The organism is Pseudomonadota bacterium (genome assembly GCA_023229365.1).
Lineage (GTDB): Bacteria > Myxococcota_A > Polyangia > JAAYKL01 > JAAYKL01 > JALNZK01.
In genome coordinates this window covers 1-20,946 of record JALNZK010000028.1, presented here as the reverse complement: position 1 = coordinate 20,946, position 20,946 = coordinate 1, and the positions used below count along the sequence as shown (strand labels likewise).

General features: G+C 69.2%; 25 protein-coding genes. 13 read left to right on the top strand and 12 right to left on the bottom strand.

Going from position 1 to position 20,946, the window contains the following annotated elements; genetic code table 11:
- Positions 1-151: 151 nt before the first annotated feature.
- The gene (locus M0R80_13950) at positions 152-2,614 is read left to right on the top strand and encodes a tetratricopeptide repeat protein (protein MCK9460737.1); all 2,463 of its coding nucleotides are present in this window, start codon (positions 152-154) and stop codon (positions 2,612-2,614) included.
- A gap of 254 nt (positions 2,615-2,868) precedes the next feature.
- Entirely contained in the window at positions 2,869-3,885 is a 1,017-nt protein-coding gene (locus M0R80_13945; GenBank protein ID MCK9460736.1) for a PQQ-binding-like beta-propeller repeat protein, read from the top strand.
- A gap of 87 nt (positions 3,886-3,972) precedes the next feature.
- Here the strand turns inward: M0R80_13945 and M0R80_13940 are convergent, their stop codons facing one another.
- The 3 genes from M0R80_13940 to M0R80_13930 all read right to left on the bottom strand — a co-directional run bounded on the left by M0R80_13940 (position 3,973) and on the right by M0R80_13930 (position 6,052).
- Complete coding sequence (locus tag M0R80_13940; protein MCK9460735.1) at positions 3,973-4,227, bottom strand: hypothetical protein; 255 nt, start codon at positions 4,225-4,227, stop codon at positions 3,973-3,975.
- Between the two features lie 77 nt (positions 4,228-4,304).
- Positions 4,305-5,432 (bottom strand): FecR family protein, encoded by a 1,128-nt coding sequence (locus M0R80_13935; GenBank protein ID MCK9460734.1) that lies wholly within the window; start codon positions 5,430-5,432, stop codon positions 4,305-4,307.
- On the bottom strand, positions 5,429-6,052 hold the full coding sequence (locus tag M0R80_13930) for an RNA polymerase sigma factor (protein ID MCK9460733.1): 624 nt from the start codon (positions 6,050-6,052) through the stop codon (positions 5,429-5,431). The genes M0R80_13935 and M0R80_13930 overlap by 4 nt, the downstream gene beginning before the upstream one ends.
- Before the next feature lie 91 nt (positions 6,053-6,143).
- Between M0R80_13930 and M0R80_13925 the strand changes: the two genes are divergently transcribed.
- From M0R80_13925 to M0R80_13880, 10 genes are read left to right on the top strand one after another with little or no spacing between them, the layout of a single operon-like run.
- Positions 6,144-7,046, top strand: coding sequence for an energy-coupling factor ABC transporter permease (locus M0R80_13925; protein ID MCK9460732.1), 903 nt, complete (start codon positions 6,144-6,146; stop codon positions 7,044-7,046).
- A 19-nt stretch (positions 7,047-7,065) separates the two neighbouring features.
- A complete protein-coding gene (gene cbiQ, locus M0R80_13920) occupies positions 7,066-7,878 on the top strand; it encodes a cobalt ECF transporter T component CbiQ (GenBank protein MCK9460731.1) in 813 nt (270 codons plus the stop codon).
- Positions 7,875-8,639: an energy-coupling factor ABC transporter ATP-binding protein gene (locus M0R80_13915; protein MCK9460730.1), complete on the top strand. Its 765-nt coding sequence runs from the start codon at positions 7,875-7,877 to the stop codon at positions 8,637-8,639. Before cbiQ ends, M0R80_13915 begins: the two co-directional genes overlap by 4 nt.
- The gene (locus tag M0R80_13910) at positions 8,636-9,388 is read left to right on the top strand and encodes a hypothetical protein (protein ID MCK9460729.1); all 753 of its coding nucleotides are present in this window, start codon (positions 8,636-8,638) and stop codon (positions 9,386-9,388) included. Before M0R80_13915 ends, M0R80_13910 begins: the two co-directional genes overlap by 4 nt.
- A gap of 29 nt (positions 9,389-9,417) precedes the next feature.
- Positions 9,418-9,789 (top strand): DUF134 domain-containing protein, encoded by a 372-nt coding sequence (locus tag M0R80_13905; GenBank protein MCK9460728.1) that lies wholly within the window; start codon positions 9,418-9,420, stop codon positions 9,787-9,789.
- A 3-nt stretch (positions 9,790-9,792) separates the two neighbouring features.
- Positions 9,793-10,164 carry a NifB/NifX family molybdenum-iron cluster-binding protein gene (locus M0R80_13900; GenBank protein MCK9460727.1) on the top strand — a complete coding sequence of 124 codons (372 nt, stop codon included), beginning with the start codon at positions 9,793-9,795 and terminating at the stop codon, positions 10,162-10,164.
- Between the two features lie 21 nt (positions 10,165-10,185).
- Positions 10,186-10,491, top strand: a complete 306-nt coding sequence (locus M0R80_13895; GenBank protein ID MCK9460726.1) for a hypothetical protein — start codon at positions 10,186-10,188, stop codon at positions 10,489-10,491.
- On the top strand, positions 10,488-11,885 hold the full coding sequence (locus M0R80_13890) for a sigma 54-interacting transcriptional regulator (GenBank protein ID MCK9460725.1): 1,398 nt from the start codon (positions 10,488-10,490) through the stop codon (positions 11,883-11,885). The genes M0R80_13895 and M0R80_13890 overlap by 4 nt, the downstream gene beginning before the upstream one ends.
- On the top strand, positions 11,885-12,565 hold the full coding sequence (gene prxU, locus M0R80_13885; GenBank protein MCK9460724.1) for a thioredoxin-dependent peroxiredoxin: 681 nt from the start codon (positions 11,885-11,887) through the stop codon (positions 12,563-12,565). Before M0R80_13890 ends, prxU begins: the two co-directional genes overlap by 1 nt.
- Before the next feature lie 37 nt (positions 12,566-12,602).
- Complete coding sequence (locus tag M0R80_13880; protein ID MCK9460723.1) at positions 12,603-13,019, top strand: hypothetical protein; 417 nt, start codon at positions 12,603-12,605, stop codon at positions 13,017-13,019.
- Between the two features lie 63 nt (positions 13,020-13,082).
- Here M0R80_13880 and M0R80_13875 read toward each other — a convergent pair whose 3' ends face one another.
- The 9 genes from M0R80_13875 to M0R80_13835 all read right to left on the bottom strand — a co-directional run bounded on the left by M0R80_13875 (position 13,083) and on the right by M0R80_13835 (position 19,726).
- Complete coding sequence (locus tag M0R80_13875) at positions 13,083-13,781, bottom strand: hypothetical protein (protein ID MCK9460722.1); 699 nt, start codon at positions 13,779-13,781, stop codon at positions 13,083-13,085.
- Positions 13,782-13,815: 34 nt separating this feature from the next.
- Positions 13,816-14,712 (bottom strand): SelB C-terminal domain-containing protein, encoded by an 897-nt coding sequence (locus tag M0R80_13870; protein MCK9460721.1) that lies wholly within the window; start codon positions 14,710-14,712, stop codon positions 13,816-13,818.
- A 271-nt stretch (positions 14,713-14,983) separates the two neighbouring features.
- Positions 14,984-15,193 carry a TOBE domain-containing protein gene (locus tag M0R80_13865; protein MCK9460720.1) on the bottom strand — a complete coding sequence of 70 codons (210 nt, stop codon included), beginning with the start codon at positions 15,191-15,193 and terminating at the stop codon, positions 14,984-14,986.
- A gap of 36 nt (positions 15,194-15,229) precedes the next feature.
- Positions 15,230-15,472, bottom strand: coding sequence for a DUF3343 domain-containing protein (locus tag M0R80_13860; protein ID MCK9460719.1), 243 nt, complete (start codon positions 15,470-15,472; stop codon positions 15,230-15,232).
- Positions 15,459-16,064: a sulfurtransferase-like selenium metabolism protein YedF gene (yedF, locus tag M0R80_13855; GenBank protein ID MCK9460718.1), complete on the bottom strand. Its 606-nt coding sequence runs from the start codon at positions 16,062-16,064 to the stop codon at positions 15,459-15,461. Before yedF ends, M0R80_13860 begins: the two co-directional genes overlap by 14 nt.
- Positions 16,065-16,082: 18 nt before the next feature.
- Positions 16,083-16,457, bottom strand: a complete 375-nt coding sequence (locus tag M0R80_13850) for a hypothetical protein (protein MCK9460717.1) — start codon at positions 16,455-16,457, stop codon at positions 16,083-16,085.
- Between the two features lie 31 nt (positions 16,458-16,488).
- Positions 16,489-17,679 carry an aminotransferase class V-fold PLP-dependent enzyme gene (locus M0R80_13845; protein MCK9460716.1) on the bottom strand — a complete coding sequence of 397 codons (1,191 nt, stop codon included), beginning with the start codon at positions 17,677-17,679 and terminating at the stop codon, positions 16,489-16,491.
- A gap of 7 nt (positions 17,680-17,686) precedes the next feature.
- Positions 17,687-18,442 carry an acyl-CoA dehydratase activase gene (locus M0R80_13840; GenBank protein MCK9460715.1) on the bottom strand — a complete coding sequence of 252 codons (756 nt, stop codon included), beginning with the start codon at positions 18,440-18,442 and terminating at the stop codon, positions 17,687-17,689.
- A 3-nt stretch (positions 18,443-18,445) separates the two neighbouring features.
- Positions 18,446-19,726 carry a 2-hydroxyacyl-CoA dehydratase family protein gene (locus M0R80_13835; protein ID MCK9460714.1) on the bottom strand — a complete coding sequence of 427 codons (1,281 nt, stop codon included), beginning with the start codon at positions 19,724-19,726 and terminating at the stop codon, positions 18,446-18,448.
- A gap of 728 nt (positions 19,727-20,454) precedes the next feature.
- Here M0R80_13835 and M0R80_13830 point away from each other — a divergent pair.
- Complete coding sequence (locus M0R80_13830; protein ID MCK9460713.1) at positions 20,455-20,865, top strand: hypothetical protein; 411 nt, start codon at positions 20,455-20,457, stop codon at positions 20,863-20,865.
- The last annotated feature ends 81 nt before the right edge of the window (positions 20,866-20,946 follow it).

Here is a 20,946-nt window from a genome sequence, read left to right as displayed (position 1 = left end):
GCGAGCTGAAGCCCCTCCTCCCCGCGGGTGCCCGTCGCGGCCCTCGCGGCGCTTCCCCCGGCGTCGGTTGCGAGTGGACGTCCTTGACGTCTCCTATATCGACTCGTAAAGTAAACCGCCTCGATTCCTGAGGGGTCGAGGCGGTGGACGGGTGTGTTGTACGGGGGGGGAGGACTCCGCCGCGGTGGATCCGTGGCGGTTGAGGGTTGCGACGACCGTGGTAGCGGATAAGAGCAAGATAACTGCGGCCGCGCAGAAGTACACGGCCAAGGGCCAGTTCGAGAAGGCGATCGTCGAGTATCGCAAGCTCGTCAAGGAAGATCCCGGCGACATCCGCACGTGGCTGAAGATGGGCGACCTCTACACGCGGATGGGCGCCCGCAAGGAGGCCACCGACACCTACATCCGCGTGGCCGAGCACTACAAGAAGAGCGGCTTCCACCTGAAGGCGGTCGCGGTCTACAAGCAGGTCATCAAGCTCGATCCGACGCTCGGCGAGGTGTACGAGATGCTCGCCGACGCGTACCTGTCGCTCGGGCTCACCTCGGAGGCGCTCATCCAGCTCGAGCAGCTCGCCGACATGTACCAGCGGGCGGGCAACTCGGAGCGCATGCTCACCGCCCTCCAGCGCATGGCGGATCTCGACGTCCAGAACATCTCCACGCGGCTGCGCATCGCCGAGCAGCTCTCCAAGGACGGACGCGCGCCCGAGGCGGTCCAGTCCTTCTCGACCGCGTGCGACCTCCTGCGGGCGCAGGGCAGGGTCGACGACTTCATCAAGGTCGCCGAGCGGCTCCTGTACCACGACGCCGGACAGATCGGCGTGGCCCGCGAGGCGGCGTCGATCTACCTGGAGAGGAACCAGCCGAAGCGGGCGCTCGCGAAGCTCCAGCTCTGCTTCGCCAAGGAGCCGCGCAACGTCGACACGCTCGAGCTCCTCGCCCAGGCGTTCTGCGCGCTCAGCCAGCCGGACAAGGCGGTCTCCGTGTACCTCGAGGTCGCCGCGATCCTCGGCGAGCAGCATCGCGACGCCGATCGCCGCCGCATGTTCGAGCGGATCCTCGAGCTGGATCCGAAAAACGCGAACGCGATCGCTGCGATGGGTCACGCCGCGCCCGCCCCCACGGCCGACACGGAGGACGCGGCCGGCGCCTTGCCATCGCCCGCCGCCGCGGCGCCGCCGCGCGCGTCGAGGGCCTCACCCGAGATCGCCGAGGAGCTGACCGATGAGAGCCTGGCGGCCAAGGCGGGGAAGCTCCTGTCCGAGGCCGAGGTGCTCATCAAGTACGGCCTCGTCGACCGTGCGCGCGATCATTTCCGGAAGGTCTTCGAGTTCGACTTCTACAACCTCGACGCGCGCGAACGGCTCAAGGATCTCCTGCTGGAGGCGGGGGATCGCGACGGCGCCGTGGAGCAGCTCTTCGTCCTCGCCGACGGCTTCATCCGGGAGCAGCCCGAGGGCGCCGTGTACTACCTGCACCAGATCCTCGGCATCGATCCCTTCGACCGCAAGGCGAGGGAGCTCCTGCAGAAGATCGGCGGCGTCATGCCGGAGGGCCTGCCGGAGATGCCCGAGGAGCGAGAAGAGGCGATCCAGCTCGATCCGGAGGCGCTCGACGAGCTCGACGCGCCGGCCTCGAGGCCCGCGCCGGCGGACGTCGCGCCGACCGCCCTGGACGATGATCTCGACGCTGTCACCATCGTGGAGGAGGACGACGATCTCGATCTCTCGGATCTGCCCGCGCTGGACGGCGATCTGTTCGAGCCGGAGCCCGAGCCGGAGCCCGAACCGCCGAGGCCCGCACCCGCGGCGCCGAAGCCGGAGCCCGCGGCCGCCGTCACGGTGCCAGCGCCGGCGCCGACGGTCGAGCCCGCCCAGCCGAAGCGGCCGGAGGTCGAGGAGACCGTGCCGACCCTCCCCCCGCCGGGCGGCGACGTGGACATCTCGGAGGAGCTCGAGGAGGTCGACTTCTTCATCAGCCAGGGGCTCACCGACGAGGCGCTGCCCATCCTCGAGGCGCTCTCCGTGCGCTGCCCCGGCGACCGGCGGGTGGCGGAGCGGCTCGGGCAGGTCCGCCCCGAAGTCACGGCGGTCAAGGCGATCCCCACGCCGCCCGCAGCGAAGGAGTTCGACTTCGACGCGCTCGCCGGGGATCTCGATCTCAGCGACGTCACGCAGGACGACATCAGCAACGAGATCGACGCGGTGTTCTCGCAGTTCAAGGCCGGCGTCGAGAAGCAGGTGTCGAAGTCCGACTACGCGACGCACTACGATCTCGGCGTCGCGTACCGCGAGATGGGCCTCCTCGAGGACGCGATCGCCGAGTTCCGGATCGCCGCCGGGGATCACCGGCGCGCGGTGGCCGTCGACACCGCGGTCGGCGCGTGCCAGGCGGGGCTCGGCCGGTTCGACGAGGCGCTCGAGACGCTCGGGCGCGCCCTCGACAAGCCCGGTCTCGAGGAGCGGGAGCAGCTCGCGCTGCGGTACGAGATTGCGCGGATCTACGAGTCGCAGGGCCGCAACAAGGAAGCGCTCGGCGTGTACAACGACATCCTGCGACAGGACCCCGGCTTCGCGGACGTCGTCGATCGCATCGACGCCATCGAATCCTGATCACGAAGGCGCACGCCGCCGCCCTGTGCTCTGCGGCGCTCGCGATCGCCGCGGGGTGCACGCCCACGAACGGGACGAAGAGCGCACGACCCGAGCCCGGGCCGCCCGCCGCGGCCGAGGCGGCGCCTCCGCCCGTCGCGGAAGAGGCGCGCCGGACTCCGGGCTTCGCGGCGGGGAAGAGCGGGTGGCTCACGCTCCGCGGGACCCCGCAGCGCACCGGCCGCGCCGACGTGCGGGGGCCGCGCCGGGCCGTCGTGAAGTGGGCCTTCGCCACCGCCGGGAGGATCTCCGCCGACGCGGCCGTGACCGCCGACGGGCGGACGATCTACGCCGCGTCCCACGACGGGAAGCTGTACGCGATAGGCGACGACGGCGGGCGGCGGTGGGCGTTCGACGCCGGGGGCAAGATCTGGAGTTCGCCCGCGATAGGGGCGGACGGGACCGTGTACTTCGGCAGCGACGCGGATCGCCTCTGCGCCGTGGGGCCGAGCGGGGAGGAGAAGTGGCGGCTGTCCACGGCCAAGGGAGAAAAGGTCGAGGGCGGGCGTTACGACGTCGACACCTCCCCCGCGCTCCTCGCGGACGGCACCGTCGTCGTCGCGTGCCACGCCGATATCCTCGCGGCGCGGCCGGACACGGGCGCGCTCGCCTGGTCGTTCGACGCGGGCATGGGCGCCAAGGCGTTCGCGAGCCCGGCGCTCGGGGTCGACGGCACGATCTACGTCGGCACGCAGGGGGACCGCTTCTTCGCGCTCGACGCGCACGGCAAGCCGCGCTGGTCCCTCGACACGGGCGGCGACAACGACGGCACCCCCGCGGTGGCCGACGACGGCACGGTGTTCTTCGGCTCGGACGACGGGTTCGTGCGCGCCGTGGCGCCCGGCGGCGCCCTGCGTTGGCAGCGCGCCCTCGGCGGCGCGATCCGCGCGCCCATCGCGGTGGGCCACGACGGCACGGTGTTCGCGTCGACGTACGGCGAGGTGCCGTTCCTCGCCGCGCTCGACGGATCGACAGGTGCCGAGAGGTGGCGGTTCCACACGGCGCCGGGGGAGGGCGCGTTCTACGGCGTGCAGTCCGGCGCGCTCGTGGACGCCGAGGGGTACGTCTACTTCGGCGGGCGCGATCACTTCGTGTACTGCCTGTCGCCCGATGGGGAGCTCGTCTGGAAGCTCGAGACCGGCGATCAGGTGGACGCGGGCCCCGCGATCGGCCCGGACGGCACGCTGTACGTCGGGAGCGACGACGGGAAGCTGTACGCCTTCGGGCGGTAGGGTGGCTGCCGTCGGCCTGCGACGCGGGCAGCCTCGCTCCAGGCCTTCGCGAGGCAAACCCGCTGCGCGGCCGGCGGCCTCGAGATATCAGATGTCCTCGACCGACTTCAGCAGGGAGGGCACGAAGTGAGTCCGCACCTTGATCAGGCTGCGCTGTTTCGGCGGATTCCGGATGATGATGTGCTCGCCCTCCGTCCCCACGATCCCGCCGACGACCGCCTCGTCCGGGAAGGTGTACTCCGTCACGTCGTTGATCTCCTCGTTGTCCTGACCCTGCGCGCTCGCGCGGAGCCCTGCGCACGCGAGAACCGCGAACGCGATGATGGAGATGGTCTTCTTCATGATCGTTTCCTTTCGTTCGGCCTTCCGATCACTGAGTCGATTGGGCGCGAGTCGGGGTTTCAAGGGCGCAAAAAATACTACGGGGACTCGCCGAGGATGTCGGCCACGCGCTGCCAGTAGCGGCCCTCGGGGTACGAGGCGAGGTACCGCTCGAGCAGCGCGCGGGCGTCCTCGGGCGCGCCGGCGACCGCCTTCTCGTAGGCGTCGAGGAACAGCTTCTCGTCCGCGGGAGGCGCGATCTCGATCTCCGCGAGCGCGGGATCGGCGAACGGCGCGGGCTCGACGGCGCCTACCGAGGGCGCTCCGGCCTCGGGGGCCTTCGCGGCGGCGGCCGCCCTGCGGATCGGGCGCTTCGCTTCTGCCGGGATCGCGCACTCCTCCGCTCCGGGCGGGGCCGGCGGCGCGCGGCGCTCGATCACCGGGTTCGCCGAGTCGGCCTCGGCCGGCGGCGAGAGCCTCGGCACGGGCGCGCCCGGGAGCCCGGCCGTCTTCTCGGTGATCAGGAGATCCGCGAGCACCGCCGCGCGATCGATGGGAACGCGCGCGTCGATCGAGCCGCCCTTTCCGACGCGGAGGCTCTCACCGGGGCGCAGGTCGACGGATCTCGCGCCGCTCGAGAAGCGGATCGACCCTTCATAGAGATCGATGGTCAGCCCGGCGGCGGCGACGCGCGCCGCGAAGACCGTGCCGCGCACCTCGATGTCGCCGAACTCGGTCTCGATCACGAACCGCGCCGGGCCCGATCGCGGCGCCACGCGCGCGAGCGCGCGCCCGGTCTCGAGCCGGATGCGGCGCTTGCCGCCGTCCGGGGACGACACCGCCGTCTCCGCGGCGAGCCACAGGGCGGTGCCGTCCGCGAGCGTGAGCTTGGCGCCGTCCGAGGCAGGGACGCGCGCGACCCCGCCGTTCGACAGGGCGCCGGCGCCGACGAGGCCGGAGATCCGCTCGGGAGGCCCGTCGCCCGCGGGCGGCGCGGTGACCGCGAGGACGAAGAGCACGGCGGCCGCCGCGGCGAGCGAGACGACCGCCCCGACGGCGACGCCGCTCCGGAAACGCCTCACCGGCCGGGGGCCGGAGGCGATCGTCGCGACGAGCTTCCTGCGCTCGAGCTCGAGGCGCGCCGGTCCCGGATCGACATCCGCGTGGAGCGACTCCCTGAGCCTGCCCAGGATCGGCCCGGTCGCGCGATGCGATGTGTTCGTCACGATTCGATCTCCTCCTTCAACGCGGCGAGGAGAGGATCCGCCGCGGCCCGCGCGAGCAGCTCCCGCCGGGCGAAGAAAACGCGCGACTTGGCCGCCTGGATCGAGACGCCGAGCACGTCGGCGAGGCGCTCCAGGGAGAGACCCTCGAGCTCGAACAGCGTGAACGCCACCCGGCGCTTGATCGGCATCTCCTCCAGGATCGCGTAGAGGCGCCGCAGCATCTCCCGCGCCGAGGCGCGCTCGTCCGGCGCCGGTCCGGGGCTCGCCGGGGTCGCGGCGGGCGGCGCGGCCTCGAGTCGCGAGCGGCGCCGCGCGCGCGACCGCAGGTGGCTCACCGCCGTGTTCACGGTCAGGCGGTGCAGCCAGGTCGAGAAGCCGCTGTCGCCCCGGAACCCGCGGATCGAACGGTGCACCTGCAAGAAGACCTCCTGCACGAGGTCGTCGAGTTCGTCGTCCGGGCCGAGCACGCTCCGCAGGAGCCGCCGGGTCGCCGTGGCGTGCGTCACGAACAGCGTGCCCAGGGCCTCCGGTTCGCCGGAGCGCGCGCGCGCGACGAGAGACTCTTCCCCGTTTCTGGTCGGGCCGCTCGTCGGCGCGATCTCTGGAAGACGATCGTTCACATTCGATTGGTCGAACGGGCGAGGCGGTTTGTTTCACGACCCGCGCGTTATTTCAGTATTACGAATTGACGAGAAATGTTACCAGTGTCCCATGCACATGGCAGACGCCCTCATCTCTCCCTTCGTCGGCGGCGCCGGCTGGGCCGCGTCCCTGGGGCTCGTAGGGTACAGCGCCCGGAAGATCAAGATCGCGGCCGACGACGCGAGCGTGCCTCTGATGGGAGTCGGCGCGGCTTTCGTCTTCGCGGCGCAGATGCTCAACTTCGCGATCCCCGGCACCGGATCGAGCGGGCACCTCGGCGGCGGGCTCATGCTCGCCGCGCTGCTCGGGCCGCACGCCGCGTTCCTCGCCATGGCGTCGATCCTGACCGTGCAGGCGCTGCTCTTCGCGGACGGGGGGCTGCTCGCCCTCGGCTGCAACGTCGTGAACCTCGGGTTCTTCCCCTGCTTCATCGCGTACCCGCTCCTTTTCCGGCCGATCGCCGGGTCGAGCCCCAACCGGGCGCGGCTGTCGGCGGCGTCGATGATCGCCGCGATCGTCGGGCTGCAGCTCGGCGCCCTCGCCGTGGTGCTCGAGACGAAGCTCTCCGGAGTCACGGCGCTCCCGTTCGGGGCCTTCGCGCTGCTCATGCAGCCGATCCACCTCGCGATCGGGGCGGTCGAGGGGCTTGCCACCGCGGCGGTGCTCCTGTTCGTGTGGCAGGCGCGGCCGGGTATCCTGCACGCGGGTGACACCGGGGCCTTTTCCAAGAAGCTCGTCGCGGCGCTTCTCGTCGCGGCGCTCGTCGTGAGCGCCTCGGCCGGATGGATCGCGTCGAGCCGTCCCGACGGGCTCGAGTGGGCGATCGCGAAAGTCACGGGCGAGGCGGATCTCGTCGCGCAGGCGCCCGACGCGGGCTCGAGCCTCGCGGGCGTCGTCGGCGCCGCGTTGACGCTTCTGCTCGCCGGGTTGGTCGGGCTGGCCTTGCGGCGGCGCCTGGCCGCCAAGGGCTGATCGCGGATTCGGCCTCCCCATGGCGAGCCTCGACACTGGTGCGCTGGAGCTCGGGGCGCTCGACGCGATCTCCCGGCTGGACTCGCCGATGCAGAGGCTCGATCCCCGCGCCAAGCTGCTGGCGACGACCGCCTTCCTCGTCACCGTCGTGTCGTGGGGCCGGTACGAGATCGTCGGTCTCCTGCCGCTCGCGGCGTTCCCGCTCTTTCTGTGCGCGGCGGGCCGCGTGCCGCTCGGCTTCGTCGCGCGCAAGCTCCTGATCGCCGCGCCGTTCGTCCTCGTCCTCGGCGCGTTCAACCCGATCTTCGACACCGCGCCGCGTGAGATCGCCGCCGGGATCGCGATCCCGGGCGGCTGGATCTCGTACCTCTCGATCGTTCTCAGGTTCGCGCTCACCGTGGCGGCCGCGATCGCCCTCGTCGCCGTGACCGGGATGAACCCGGTGTGCTCGGCCGCCGAGCGGCTCGGCGCCCCGCGGATCTTCGTCGCGCAGCTCGCGCTCCTGTACCGCTACCTGTTCGTGCTCGCGGCGCAGACCCAGCGCATGCAGCGGGCGGCTGCTCTGCGGGCGCCCGGGCGGAGGCGCCCGTCGATCGCGCTGTTCGGCTCCCTGGTCGGGCACCTCCTGCTGCGCACCCTGGACCGGGCGCAGCGGATCCACCTCGCGATGCGCTGCCGCGGCTTCCAAGGACAGATGCCGCTCCTGCGCCCGATGCGGTTCGGCCTCGCCGATGCGGCGTTCGTCGCCTGCTGGGTCGCGTTCGTCGCCGCGGTCCGGTTCTTCGATCTGCCCGCGCTCCTCGGGCGGCTCGCCCTGGGGAGCTGGGGATGAGCCACCACATCGTCGAGGCGGTAGGCCTCTCCTTCGCGTACCCGGACGGGACGCGCGCCCTCGAAGGCGTGTCGTTCCGCATCGAGCACGGCGAGTCGGTGGCGATCGTCGGCGCGAACGGCGCGGGCAAGTCCACGCTGCTCCAGCACCTCGACGGGTGCCTCACCCCGGCGACGGGAACGGTGCGCATCGGAGACTACCCGATCTCGAAGGCCACGCTCGCGGCCGTGCGCCGCTCGGTCGGCATGGTCTTCCAGGATCCCGACGATCAGCTGTTCATGCCGACGGTGTTCGACGACGTGGCGTTCGGCCCGCTGAACCTCGGCCTTCCGGCGGACGAGGTGGAGGCGCGCGTGCAGCGGGCGCTCGAGACGGTGGGCGCCGCGCACCTGAAGGACCGGCCGCCGTACCGGCTCTCGGGCGGCGAGAAGAGGGCCGTCGCGATCGCGACCGTGCTCTCCATGTCGCCGGACGTGCTCGTGCTCGACGAGCCCACGGCGAGCCTCGATCCGCGCAGCCGCCGACAGCTCATCGCGCTGCTCTCTGGGTTCGCGCACACGAAGATCATCGCGACCCACGATCTCGATCTCGTGCTCGATCTGTGCGGGCGGACGATCGTGCTGCAGGGCGGGCGCGTCGCGGCGGACGGGCCGACGTCGGAGCTGCTGCGGGATCGCGCCCGGCTCGAGGCGTGGGGGCTCGAGCTGCCGCTCCGGCTCCAGGGCCGTCCGGCGTGCGGCCAAGGAGGAGAATCGAGATGAAGAAGCGCTTTCTCCTGACGGTGGCGATCGTCGCCGCGTCGTTCGCGGAGGAGGCGACGGCCGCGGACACGAACGAGACGTACGGAATCGGCGCCTCGGACTTCGAGATGTACCTGGGGCTCGACGGCGCGGGGCTCGGGAAGTACGAGAAGACCGTCTGGGCCGAGGCGCTCGCGGGCTTCGGGATCACGGAGCGGTTCTCGGGGTACCTCACCGCGCTCGCCGAGGGGAACGAGCGGTTCTCGGCCGGGACCGGCGGCGCCGGTTTCGGCGTCTTCGGCACGCCCGTCGACACGGATCACTTCGACATGGACCTCTTCCTCGGCGCCGGGTTCGGGGACGGCGCCATGTTCCTCGCGCCCGCGCTCGAGCTGAACCTGGACGCGCGGCCCGACCTCGCGCTGTGCGGGCTGTACGTCCGCGCCGAGGAGCTGCTCGAGGGGCGCGACGACTCGATCGCCGACGAGACGAAGGCGGGGCACAGCCTGGCGCCGACGACCGCGCTCACCTTCGGCGGCTACTTCACGTTCGCCGAGATCCACCAGCTGCTCCTCGAGTTCGACACCGCGTTCCACCACAACGGCGAGGACGGCTCCGAGGCCGTCGAGGCCGGCGGCGTGGCGCTCGGCTACAACGTGCAGGTCGTGGACGCCGTGGAGCTCGTCACGCAGGTCGCCGTCGACGTCCCGCAGGACGGCGAGGATCTCGCCGCGGGGTTCATGTTGGGGTTCGTCGCGAGCCTGCCGTAGCCCTTGACAGTTGTGAGCATATGCTCATAATGGCGTCGGGAGGTCGCAGCGTGCCGAGACCGTATTGCCGGAGGCGTGTCGCGGGAAGCCCGAAGGCGTCCGCCTTCAAGCCCGTCGGGACGCGGATGTGCGAGCTCGACGAGGTCGTGCTCGCGCTCGACGAGTTCGAGGCGATCCGGCTCGCGGATCTCGACGGGCTGTACCAAGAGAAGGCGGCGGCCGAGATGCAGGTCTCGCGCCCGACCTTCAGCCGGATCATCGAATCCGCGCACCGGAAGGTGGCGGACGCGCTCGTGCACGGCAAGGCGCTGCGCATCGAGGGCGGCTCGGTGACCGAGAGCGACAGGCCGCGCTGCTGCCGCTTCCACGACGAGGACGATTCGTCCAACAAAGGAGAGTGAATCATGTTCGTTTGCATCCCGATCGAAGAGAACCAGGGCCTTCAAAGCCGCGTCTGCGCACACTTCGGTGCGACGCCGGAGTTCCTGATCGTCGACACGGACACTTCGAGCTGCCGCTCGATCGTGAACAAGAACCAGCACCACAGCCACGGCATGTGCGCGCCGATCGCCTCGATCGAGGGGGAAAAGATCGACGCCATCGTCGTCGGCGGGATCGGCATGGGCGCGCTCAACAAGCTCCTGATAGCGGGCATGCAGGTGTACATGGCCGAGCACGAGACGGTCGGCGAGACGATCACGGCATTCAAGACGGGTACGCTCAAGCCGGTGCAGCCGGGCCAGGCGTGCGCGGGCCACGGGCACGAGCACCCGTAGCGCGCGAGCCGTCTGGATCGCATGGCGTTCGACCGCTCCTTCGAGATCCTCTCTGACGGCAGCCCGGTGCTGACGCTCGGCGACGCGTGCATCCAGACCGCCGCGAAGCGCGCCCACCGAAGGCTCTCGGCCGCGCTGCTCGAGGACCGGGCCGGGGGCGAGCCGGTGGGGGCCGCCCTCGAGACTCTGGCGCGTTTCCTCTCGACGACCGACTTCGCTTCGCTGCGCGCGGAGCACGCCGAGCTCGCGGGCGGGACCCCGGGTCGGGTCAGGCTCTGGCGGGATCGGGGGGGCGCCGTGCGCTGGGAGGTGGAGCGGTCGCCATGAAGACGCGCAAAGGCACGCCGCCGCCGGCTTCGCAGCTCCACGGGATCTCCACCGAGGCGATCCTGGAGAGCATCTCGGACGGCGTGTTCACGGTCGACGCCGAGTGGCGGATCACGTCCTTCAACCGGGCAGCCGAAGAGATCACCAGCGTCCCGCGAGCGGACGCCATCGGCCGCCGTTGCGCGGACGTCTTCCGGGCGAGCATGTGCGAGAGCGAGTGCGCCCTGCGCCGTACGATGGAGACCGGCGAGCCGGTCGTGAACAGGACGGCGTTCATCGTCGACGCGGGCGGGAAGCGCGTCCCGATCAGCGTTTCCACGGCGATCCTTCACGACGAGCGTGGAGCGATCGCGGGCGGCGCGGAGACGTTCCGCGATCTGAGCCTCATCGAGGAGCTGCGCAAGGAGATCCGAGGGCGTTACCAGGTGGGGGAGATCTTCAGCCGCAGCCCGGCCATGCGGCGCGTGCTCGAGATGATACCCAGGGTCGCGGAGAGCGACAGCGCGATCCTGCTCCAGGGAGAGACCGGCACCGGCAAGGAGCTCGTGGCGCGCGCCATCCACGGCCTCTCCCAGCGGCGGGACGGGCCGTTCGTCGCGGTCAACTGCGGGGCGCTCCCGGACACGCTGCTCGAGTCCGAGCTGTTCGGCTACAAGGCGGGCGCCTTCACCGGTGCGACCAAGGACAAGCCGGGGCGGTTCGCGCTCGCGAACGGCGGGACCCTCTTCCTCGACGAGATCGGGGAGGTGAGCCCCGCCATGCAGGTGCGGCTCCTCCGGGTGCTGCAGGAGAAGAAGTACGATCCCCTCGGCGCGACGCGCTTCGAGGAGACGGACGCGCGGGTCGTCGCCGCCACGAACCGCGACCTCGCGGCGCTCGTGGAGAGCGGGGCGTTCCGGCGGGACCTCTACTACCGCATCAAGATCGTCGGGATCGACCTGCCCCCGCTCCGGGAAAGGCGCGAGGACATACCGCTCCTCGTCGAGCACTTCGTGCGGGTGTTCGACGCGACGCAGGGCAAGCGGGTGGAGGGCGTGACCCCGGACGTGATGGCGGTGCTCATGGCGCACGACTTTCCGGGCAACGTCCGGGAGCTCCAGAACGTCATCGAGCACGCGTTCGTCCTGTGCCGGGAGGGCCGGATCGAGCTCGAGCACCTGCCCGCCGATCTCGTGCCGGTCTCCCGTGTGGCCGCGCGCGGCTCGAAGATGCACGACGCGGTGCGGACCGCCGAGGCGCAGGCGATCGTCGAGGCGCTCGAGCGCCACGGGGGCAACAGGCTCGCGGCGGCGCGGGCGCTCGGGATGCACAAGAGCACGTTGTTCCGCAAGGTGAAGAAGCTGGGGGTCGCGTTGCCCGGGGGCGACGGCCGGTCACAGCGAAGCGGCAGCTGATGCGCTCGCCCTTGCGGCGGGCGGATGACGCGAGACCACAGCAACAGAGCGCGGCGAGCGCCGGGGAGGCGAAGATGCAGGTGATGGTCGGCAAGCCGGCGCCGGACTTGGAGGCGGGCGCGTTCCACGAGGGCGGGTTCAAGAACGTCAAGCTGTCGGACTTCAAGGGCAAGTGGGTGTTCATCTGCTTCTACCCGGGCGACTTCACCTTCGTCTGACCGACCGAGCTTTCGGCGGTCGCTGACAAGGCCGAGCAGTTCAAGAAGCTGGGCGTGCAGGTGCTGTCGTGCAGCACGGACAGCCGGTTCGTGCACAAGATCTGGCAGGAGCAGGAGCTCACGAAGATGGTCGACGGCGGCTTCCCGTTCCCGATGCTGTCGGACGGGGGCGGGCGGATCGGCTCCGTGTACGGCGTGTACGACGAGGCCGCGGGCGTCGACGTGCGCGGCCGGTTCATCATCGATCCGGACGGCGTGATCCAGGCGATGGAGGTGCTGACGCCGCCGGTCGGCCGCAAGGTCGCCGAGTCGATCCGCCAGCTGCAGGCGTTCCAGCACGTGCGCGAGACCAAGGGCGCCGAGGTCTGCCCCGCCGGGTGGGAGCCGGGCAAGAAGACGCTCAAGGTCGGCCCGGATCTCGCGGGCAACGTCTGGAAGGTCTGGAAGCCGAGCGACGAGTAGAAACGTGCTGGACGAGCCCGCACGGCGTTGAGGCGGAATGGAACTGCTGGTCCGACCTGGGCTCGCGAACGCTTGGATCCTCGTCCTCCCGATTTGGATCCTCGGGTTCCTGATCTCGGCGATGGCGCTCTCGGTCTTCGTGCCGATGGAGCCGGGATCGGTCTGGTTCTTCGCCGGGCTGCCCTTGGTCGCCGCCGGCGCCGGCGCGCACCTCGCGGCGCGGCTCACCTACATACGGACGGATCCCGATCGTCCGGCCACGCGGGGCGTCTACCGGCTCTCGCGCAACCCCATGTACGCCTCCTGGTCGCTCGTCCTGGGCGCGGCCTGGGCGTTCATGGCGGGGTGCACGCACCTCCTGATCCTGGGAGAGGAGCGCTATTGCAAGGAGCGGTACGGCGCGGCCTATCTCGACTACATGGCGCGCGTGCCGCGGTACTTCCTCCTCTTCTGAGAACCGGGTGGCAAGCCGGAGATTGAGACCGGCTTTTCGCCCGGGTTGTACGAACCGACGCCGTCACTCCTCGTTGGCGGCCTCGACGAACGCGAGGATCTCTTCGGGCATGAGGTAGTCGGTGTCCGAGATGTCCTTGCCCATGAGCTCGCCGGTGTTCAGGTCGATCACGGCCATGAACGGGAAGTACGGGAAGGTGAACTGGGTCGGCGGGCCGTTCACGTAGTAGCCCGGCTCGAAGCCGTAGTCGGCCGAGAAGTACTCGTAGCACTGCTCGGCGGTCTTGGCCGTGGCGCCGAGACCGCTGCTGTAGAACATCAGCATCGTGCCGTTCGCGGCGAGCATATCCTCATAGAAGGACGTCGCGCCGATCTGGCCGTACCAGTCGCCGCAGGGGCCGCAGTCCTGATCGCTCACCGCGATCACGATCGATTTCTTGCCGTGACAGTAGACGTCCTCGAGCGTGAAGTCTGCCGTCGTCTCGTCGACGACCCCGTCGAGATCGCCGTCGAACATGCCGTTCAGCGACCAGTTGGCCACGGCCGACCCGACGTTGAAGCCGGAGCCCCATTCGGCGGTCGGTACGCACTCGTCCGAGTCCGAATCCGAGTCCGTGTCGGCGTCCGTGTCGGAGTCGGTGTCCGAATCGCTGTCGGCATCGCCGTCCGCGCTCCCGCCGCGATCGTCGTCGTCCCCGCAGGAGACGACACCGAGAGCGCCGATGGACAGCGACACGCCGAAAACCAAGAGTTCCTTCATCATCTTCTGCCTCCCTTTTGAACGTTGTCGGTTTGTTTCACAGCGTTCTCATCAATTCGCCGTGGCCCTGGTGGTCGACACCGGCGGAAACAAGCCCGCGGAGGTCGCCGTCCCGCCGCGTGAATCCGATCCGGTCCAGGTAGTCCAGCACCGGCCGGATCGAGGTCCTCGACTGCCCCAACCGCTCCGCGATCTCGGTCAGGCGCAACCTCGCGCCGCCGCGGAGCATGTTCTGCACCGCCCGCTGCACCCGCTCGAGCTCCTGCGGCTCGACGAAACGGCCGTCCTCGACCTCGATCAGCCTCCGCGCCCTGAGCATCCCGGTGATGACGGCCTTCGTCTTCCTCATCTCGACCCCTAAAAATCGGGACAGGTGCTCGACACTGACCTTCTGGAAAGGTCGCTCCGCAACGCAGGTGGCGACTGCGGCCTCCAGCTTCATGATCTCCTCGTCGTCGCGAGACTGGGGCTTGAAGTCGGGCATCCGGACCCCGGCCTCCCCGGAGACCACGAGCCCCTCTCGCGCGCACGCCGAAAACACGAGATCGAATACCCGCGCGTCGACGTTCCGCTTGGCGCTCATGGTCTGGGTCTCCGAGAAGCCCTTCTTGATCTCGCTGACCTTCATCCCCGCTTCATACGGGTACTTCACATGGTAGGCGCGCACGACCGTGCACAGCCTCGTCTTCAAGGTGTCGAGGTTCTCCACCAGGAAGTACTCGGGTTCGCGGACGTCGTCGAAGACGAGCACCACCCCGGTCTTCGCGAGCGCTTCCAGGGCCGCACCGATCGTCGCGGTCTTCTGGGAGTCGATCTCCCGCGCGACCTCGACATACAGCTTCTTGAACGGGACGGGATGTCTCCGCGATTTCCGCAGAACGTGAACGATCGCGCCCTCGAGCGGGTTGGGGCGATCCGACCTTTCCGTGCTCATTGGCAGCTCCTTTCCGGGCGTCTGGGTTTTCCTCCGAAAAACCTCGAACCCGAACCGGAGCCCGCGAGCACTTGCCTCGGCAACCCTGCGGAAGGAGGCGAACGCGATCACGAAAACCGGCCCGGGTCTTCGCTCCGCGCATTCACCCGTAGTCGAGGATGAAGATCCTGCGCCCCTCTCCTTTGTTCCCCGAAGTGACCACGCTTGCTCCATCCCCTCCACACCCAGCTCCTGCGCCGACAGGAGCCCTTCGACCTCGGCCTTCTCGTCCCTACTCCTTCACCGGAAGGACGTGGATCGCCTTCACGATCAGGCGAACCTCCTCGCCGGGCTTCAGGTCCAGCTCCTCCAGCGACTCCGTGGTCAGCACAGAGGCCATCGCCGCCGGCGCGGTGACCTCGAACTTCACGAGCGACATGATGTCCCCCTTCTTGACCGACTTGACCTTGGCAGTGATCGCGTTGCGCGCTCCGTACTTCATGTTGACCTCCTTGCCGGCCGGATGGCGCGGCGGTTTCTACAAAGCCACGATACCATCGACGCCGAGGCCAGTCCCGGACAGTAGGTGTTCGACCGCCTCTCTGCTCGCCCACTCGAACCTCACGCAGAAGCCGCAGTTCGAGCTGATATGGCGCGGCACCGAGATCAGCTTGTGCGCCACGCCCGCGGCGAGGAGAAGCCGCTCCGCGCCGAGCGCACCCTGGACCGAGCGGAACAGCACCACGCCGTAACACGACGCCTCTGGCTCAGAGCTCGACAACCTTGCCCGCCTCCAGAAGCGCCGTGGCGATGTCGTACATGTTCGACACGCGCCCCACCGCCAGCTTGTCCGTGAGCTCGAAGAAGCTCAGGCACGTGCCGCACGCCAAGATGTCGATGCCCTGCGCCGCGAGGGCGCGCAGATCGTCCAACGCGCGGGAGCCCTCCACCGCGACCTTCACGCCGGTGTTCATGAAGATGATCGTCTTCGGCTTGGGCCCGACCTCGAGGAGCGTGTGGAAGAACGCGCCCATCAGCCGCTCGCCCAGCTCGGCGGGCCCCCGCCCGAGGCAGTCCGCCGGGACGAAGACCACGATGGGGCTGGCCGTTCCTTGCGAGGGCGTGCACGAGATCAAGGGCTCCTCGGCCGACACGACGGGTTGTCCCTCCCTGTGGAGGGCGAGGTAGATGCCGTCCGGCTTCTCGGACTTCTCGACGGCGAAGCCCTTGGACCGCGCGAGCCGTGTGACGTTCTCCACGGCGACGGCGTTGTCGACGATGACCGTCACCAGATCGGCGGCGGCGATGGCCTTGCTGGTCAGCACGACCGGCTGCGGGCAGGAGAGCCCTCGGGCGTCAATGGTCTGTGACATGATGTGCCTCCCTTTCGCCTATTTGCCCAGCTTGTTGCGGAAGGCCTGTCTGAGGTTCTCGAGCAGCACGCTGGCCTTGTCGGTCGGCGTGCCGGGCATCAACCCCACCCCGCAGAAGTAGGTGTCGTCCACCGGGTAGATCATCATGGTCATCTGCGACGACTCGACCAGCAGCTTGTTCGGAGTCCCTCCCTTCAGGTTCTCCAGAGACTTCTTCAGCGTCTGAATGATCGCCGTGCATTGCTGGGGAAAGAAGTTGGCCTGATCGTTGGGATCCGAGTTCTCCTTCAGCGCCGATACGCCCTTGTTGTAGTTCACCAGGCCGTGGCAGATGTAGCCTTGCAGCTTGGACAGGGCTTCAACCGCGTTCTGCATTTCCTTGCTCGCTTCCATTTGTTCCTCCTGTGGTCATGGTTATGGCGAATCACGAACCCTCGTGATTCGCGGGTTCAACTCGCATCGTCCCGCTCGAGTCCTCGGCCAGCTCACGCAGAGCCTCGAGCGCGGCGGCGATTTCCGTTTCGGTGTTGAAGATCCCAAGGCTGAGACGCACCGCTCCCTCGGGGAAGGTCCCGAGCTGCCGGTGCGCCAGCGGGGCGCAGTGGAGCCCGGCGCGGCAGCAGATCCCGGCGCGCTCCTCGAGCGCGGTGGCGACCTCGGAGCAGCTCCACCCGTCGAGGTTGAACGAAACGACTGCGGTCTGCCGCTTCGCATCGCCGGTTCCGAGGACTCGGACGCGCGGGATCCCCCGCAGCCCGTCGATGAGGCGGGCGATGAGCGCGGTCTCGTGCTCTCGGATGGCCGCCAGGCCGCGCCCCTCGACGAATTCGAGCCCCGCTGCAAGCCCGGCCAGCCCGACCGCGTTCAGCGTGCCCGCCTCGAAGCAGTCGGGCAGGAAGTCGGGATGAACGTCCGAGTCCGAGGCGCTGCCGGTGCCGCCGAACATGAGCGGGCGCAGCCGACCCTTCGCCCGCTCGCCGATGCACAGCCCGCCGGTTCCTTGCGGCCCGTACAGCGACTTGTGGCCGGTGAAGGCTAGCAGGTCGATGCACATCGCGGCCATGTCGATCGGGACGGCGCCCGCCGTCTGCGCCGCGTCCACGCAGAAGAGGATCTCGCGGTCCGCGGTCAGTCGGCCGATCTCCGCAATTGGGCACAGGGTGCCGACGACGTTCGAGGCGTGGCTCAGGACGATGAGCCTCGTCTTCGCCGAGATCGACCTCTCCACCTCCGCGGGGTCGAGCGTCCCGTCGGCGGTGCAGGGAACGCGCGACACCGCGACGCCGCGTCCCTCGAGGAACCGCAGCGGGCGCAGCACGGAGTTGTGCTCCATGGTGCTGGTGATCACGTGATCGCCCGGCTGGAGGAGCCCCTGGAGCGCGAGGTTGAGCGCCTCGGTGGCGTTCTTGGTGAACACCACCGACAGGGGGTCGCCGAGGCCGAACAGGCGCGACACACGATCCCTCGCATCGAAGACGACGCGCCCTGCCTCGATCGACAGCGCATGCCCGGAGCGGCCCGGGTTCGCTCCGTGCTCGCGCAGGAACCGCTCCATCGCGGCCGGCACGGTGTCCGGCTTGGGCCACGAGGTCGCGGCGTTGTCGAAGTAGATCATCACCCGACTACCTCCCCTCCGCCGCTCCGTGGAGGGCGCATCCCAGCGCGGCCACGGTCTGCGGCGACTCGGGCACCCGCATGGGGTGCTTGACCGCCGCGGAGATCAGCGACACGAGGCACGAGTTGTGGGCGCAGCCGCCGGTGAAGACCACCGGCCCCTCGACCTGTACCCCGCCCGCGAGCGCGGCGGTGCGGCTGGCGATCGACTGGTGAACCCCCAGGGCCATCTCCTCCTTGGAGGCACCTCGGGCGATGAGCGACACGACCTCGGACTGGGCGAAGACGGAGCAGAGGCTGGAGAGCTTCTGCGGCCGCTCGGCCCGGCCGGCCGCGATCACGAACTCCTCGCGCGTGTACGCGAGCGCCGTGGCCATCATCTCCAGGAACTGGCCGGTGCCGGCCGCGCAGCGATCGTTCATCGCGAACTTCCGCACCTTGCCGGCCGCGTCGAGAGCGATCGCCTTCGAGTCCTGGCCGCCGATGTCGATGATGGTCCGGCAGCCCGGGATCAAGACGGTCGCGCCGACGGCGACCGCCTTGATCTCGGAGATGACCTCGGCGGACGGCCAGTGCTCCTTGAAGAGGTGCCGGCCGTAACCCGTGCCCGTGATGGCGTCGTAGGCGAGCCCGTCGAGGAGCCGGCGACAGACCGCGAGCGGGTCGGAGCCGGTGTCCTCGACCGCCCGGTGCACCACGTGGCCGTCCTCTGCCAGGACGAGCTTCACCGCCCGCGAGCCGATGTCGATCCCCGCACTGCGCATGGGCTACCCGCGCAGCCGCTCGACGAACGCCTCCACGCGCGTCCGGATCTGCCCAACGTCCTCCTGGCCGTAGTCGGTGTCGATGCGCAGGGTCGGCACGCCCTCCTGCTCCAGCCTCTTCTCAACGGGTCCCGCCTCGATCTGGTAGGGCGAGCAGAACTGCAGCCCGTAGTGGATCACGCCCTGGGCGCCCAGCTCCTTGGCCATCGACAGGACGTGATTTACGCGCGACTCGTTGGGCGTGAAGATCGCGCAGTCGATCTTCAGGTAGCGGTCGACGACGGCGTCCAACAGCTCGTTTGCCGTTCGCCCGGTGTCCGCGGTGAGCGCCTGCGTGCCGCGCTCGCCCACGCACGACTCCTCGCCGACGATGACCGCTCCCGTCTTCTCGATGATGGTGGGCAGCTTCCAGTTCGGCACCGCCATCGGGCAGCCGGAGACGAGGATCCGAGGCGTTCCCTTGGGCGCCACGCCCTCGTGCTTCTTGACGCGCTGTTCGAGCTCGTCGCAGATTGCGTTCACCGAGCTCGTGAACCGGTCCGGGTCGTCGTAGAAGTAGACCTGGTTCATGAGCAGCCCGTCGAGGCCGGAGATCGGCGCCGGGTCCGCGGCGCGCAGCTTGGCCAACCGGTGCATGGCCGCGCGCTTGGCGTTGACCTTCGCGATCCCCTTCTGGAGAGCCTCCGCGGTGAGCTTCTTCCCGGTGAGGCCCTCGAGGTAGGTCCCGAACTTCTTGAACTCGGCTCTCATCAACGCCCGGCCCTCGGCGCTCTTGGTCTGCGGGAGATCCATGACGTGGAGTTGGGGAACGAGGTCCTTGAAGATCTCGTAGCCCTTCTTCTTGCCGTCGCAGGTGTTCTCCCCGACGACGACGTCGCTAGCCGCGAGGTAGGGGCAGACGCGGGCGAGCGCGAAGCCAAAGGCCCCCTTGATGAGGGCGCAGGTGTTCCGGGGCAGGTACTTCTCGGCCTCGGCGGTGGCGAACTCGGCGCCGGCGCACAGCCCGACCATCACTCCGTCGAGCGCGAGCACGATCTCCTCGGGGACAAACGTGCAGAAGGAGCCGACCACCTTGCGGCCGGCCTTCTTGGCGTCGATCAGCTCCTGGATCCGCAGGCCGTGCACCTCGCTCATCACGAAGTCGAAGTACTTCATGCCGTCGGGGCGGTGGGGCTGCTTCGTGAAGGTCTGCTCGTAGAGCGGTCCCAGGACGCCGAGCAGGGCATCGTGAGCCTCGAGGTCGAGGCCCAGGTCTTTCCACATCGGACGGTAATCAGTAGACATCGCGCACCTCCCTTGGCTGCGAGCGGATCGATTCCGCCCGCGGCCCAGGTTGTGCGCTCAGACGGGCGGCAGATCCGGGTTGTGGTGCGCCTTCTGCGGGGGCAGACCTGCCCCCGGGAAAGCGCCTCAGTTGTATCTCTTCAAGAGCTCCGACATCTCTTCCTCTTGCTCGCCCGGAGCTGCCCGAGTCGAGGTCGAACGAACGCGACAAAATACCACGTCTTGGCGGGCAAGGGAACTCAGCGTTTCTCAACCAGAGCGCACGGCGCCGGCCTTCGCCGCGCGCTACCTCGCGGGAGGCATGGTGGAGATCGCAGGCGGTCGCGAGGATGCGACTGTGTCTGCCGACTGAGTCGCCGATAGACTACCGAGGACAGCCGACCGCTCGCGCTCGTGATGGGGGCAACCAGCGGAACTGCTGCGACAATCCGTGCTCGGGAGGAGGCCGCCGCGCGTTGGCTCGATTCCTGCTCACATGTCCTTGCGAGAACGCGAAGGCGCTCTCGAAGGAGGCACGAAATGCCAGGAAGAGACGGGACGGGCCCTTTGGGCCAGGGACCGATGACGGGGGGGCGCAGAGGAAGGTGCGGGGGAGCGGACACGCAGGGCGGCAGAGCGCAAACGAGCGCGTCGGGTGAAGGGGGTGGCGGCTGCGGACGACGTCGTCGCTGTCGCGGAGGTTGGGGAGCGCAAGCCGAGACGAAAAGAATCGAAGAGAAAGGAAGAAAGTGAGGATCGCGCTGACGATCTGGGAGGGGCGGATCTCGCCGGTGTTCGACGTGTGCCGGGAGGCTCTCGTCCTCACCGTCGAGCGCGGCGCTGTCGCCGCGCGGTCTTGCGAGGACGTCGACGCGCTCGACGCCGCCGCCAGGATCCGTCGCCTCGAGACGCTCGGCGTCCGCACGCTGATCTGCGGCGCGATCTCGGAGCCGCTGCGCCGCGAGTTGTGCTCGCGGGGCATCGAGGTCATCGGTTTCGTCGCGGGCGACGTCGAGGAGGTCGTTTGCGCGTTCCTCTCTGGCTCCCTGCCGAATTCTGCGTTATCGATGCCCGGGACCTGTTGCGGGCGGCGGAGCCGCGCCCGCGGAAGAGGCGAGGGCGGCAGGCGGCGCCGCGGCGGATTCGGCCGCGACAACTGAAGTGCTGCAGAAAGAGGACAATCACATGAAACACGAGAAGATGGGGTTCACGTCGAAGCTGGTGCACGCAGATCGGAAGAG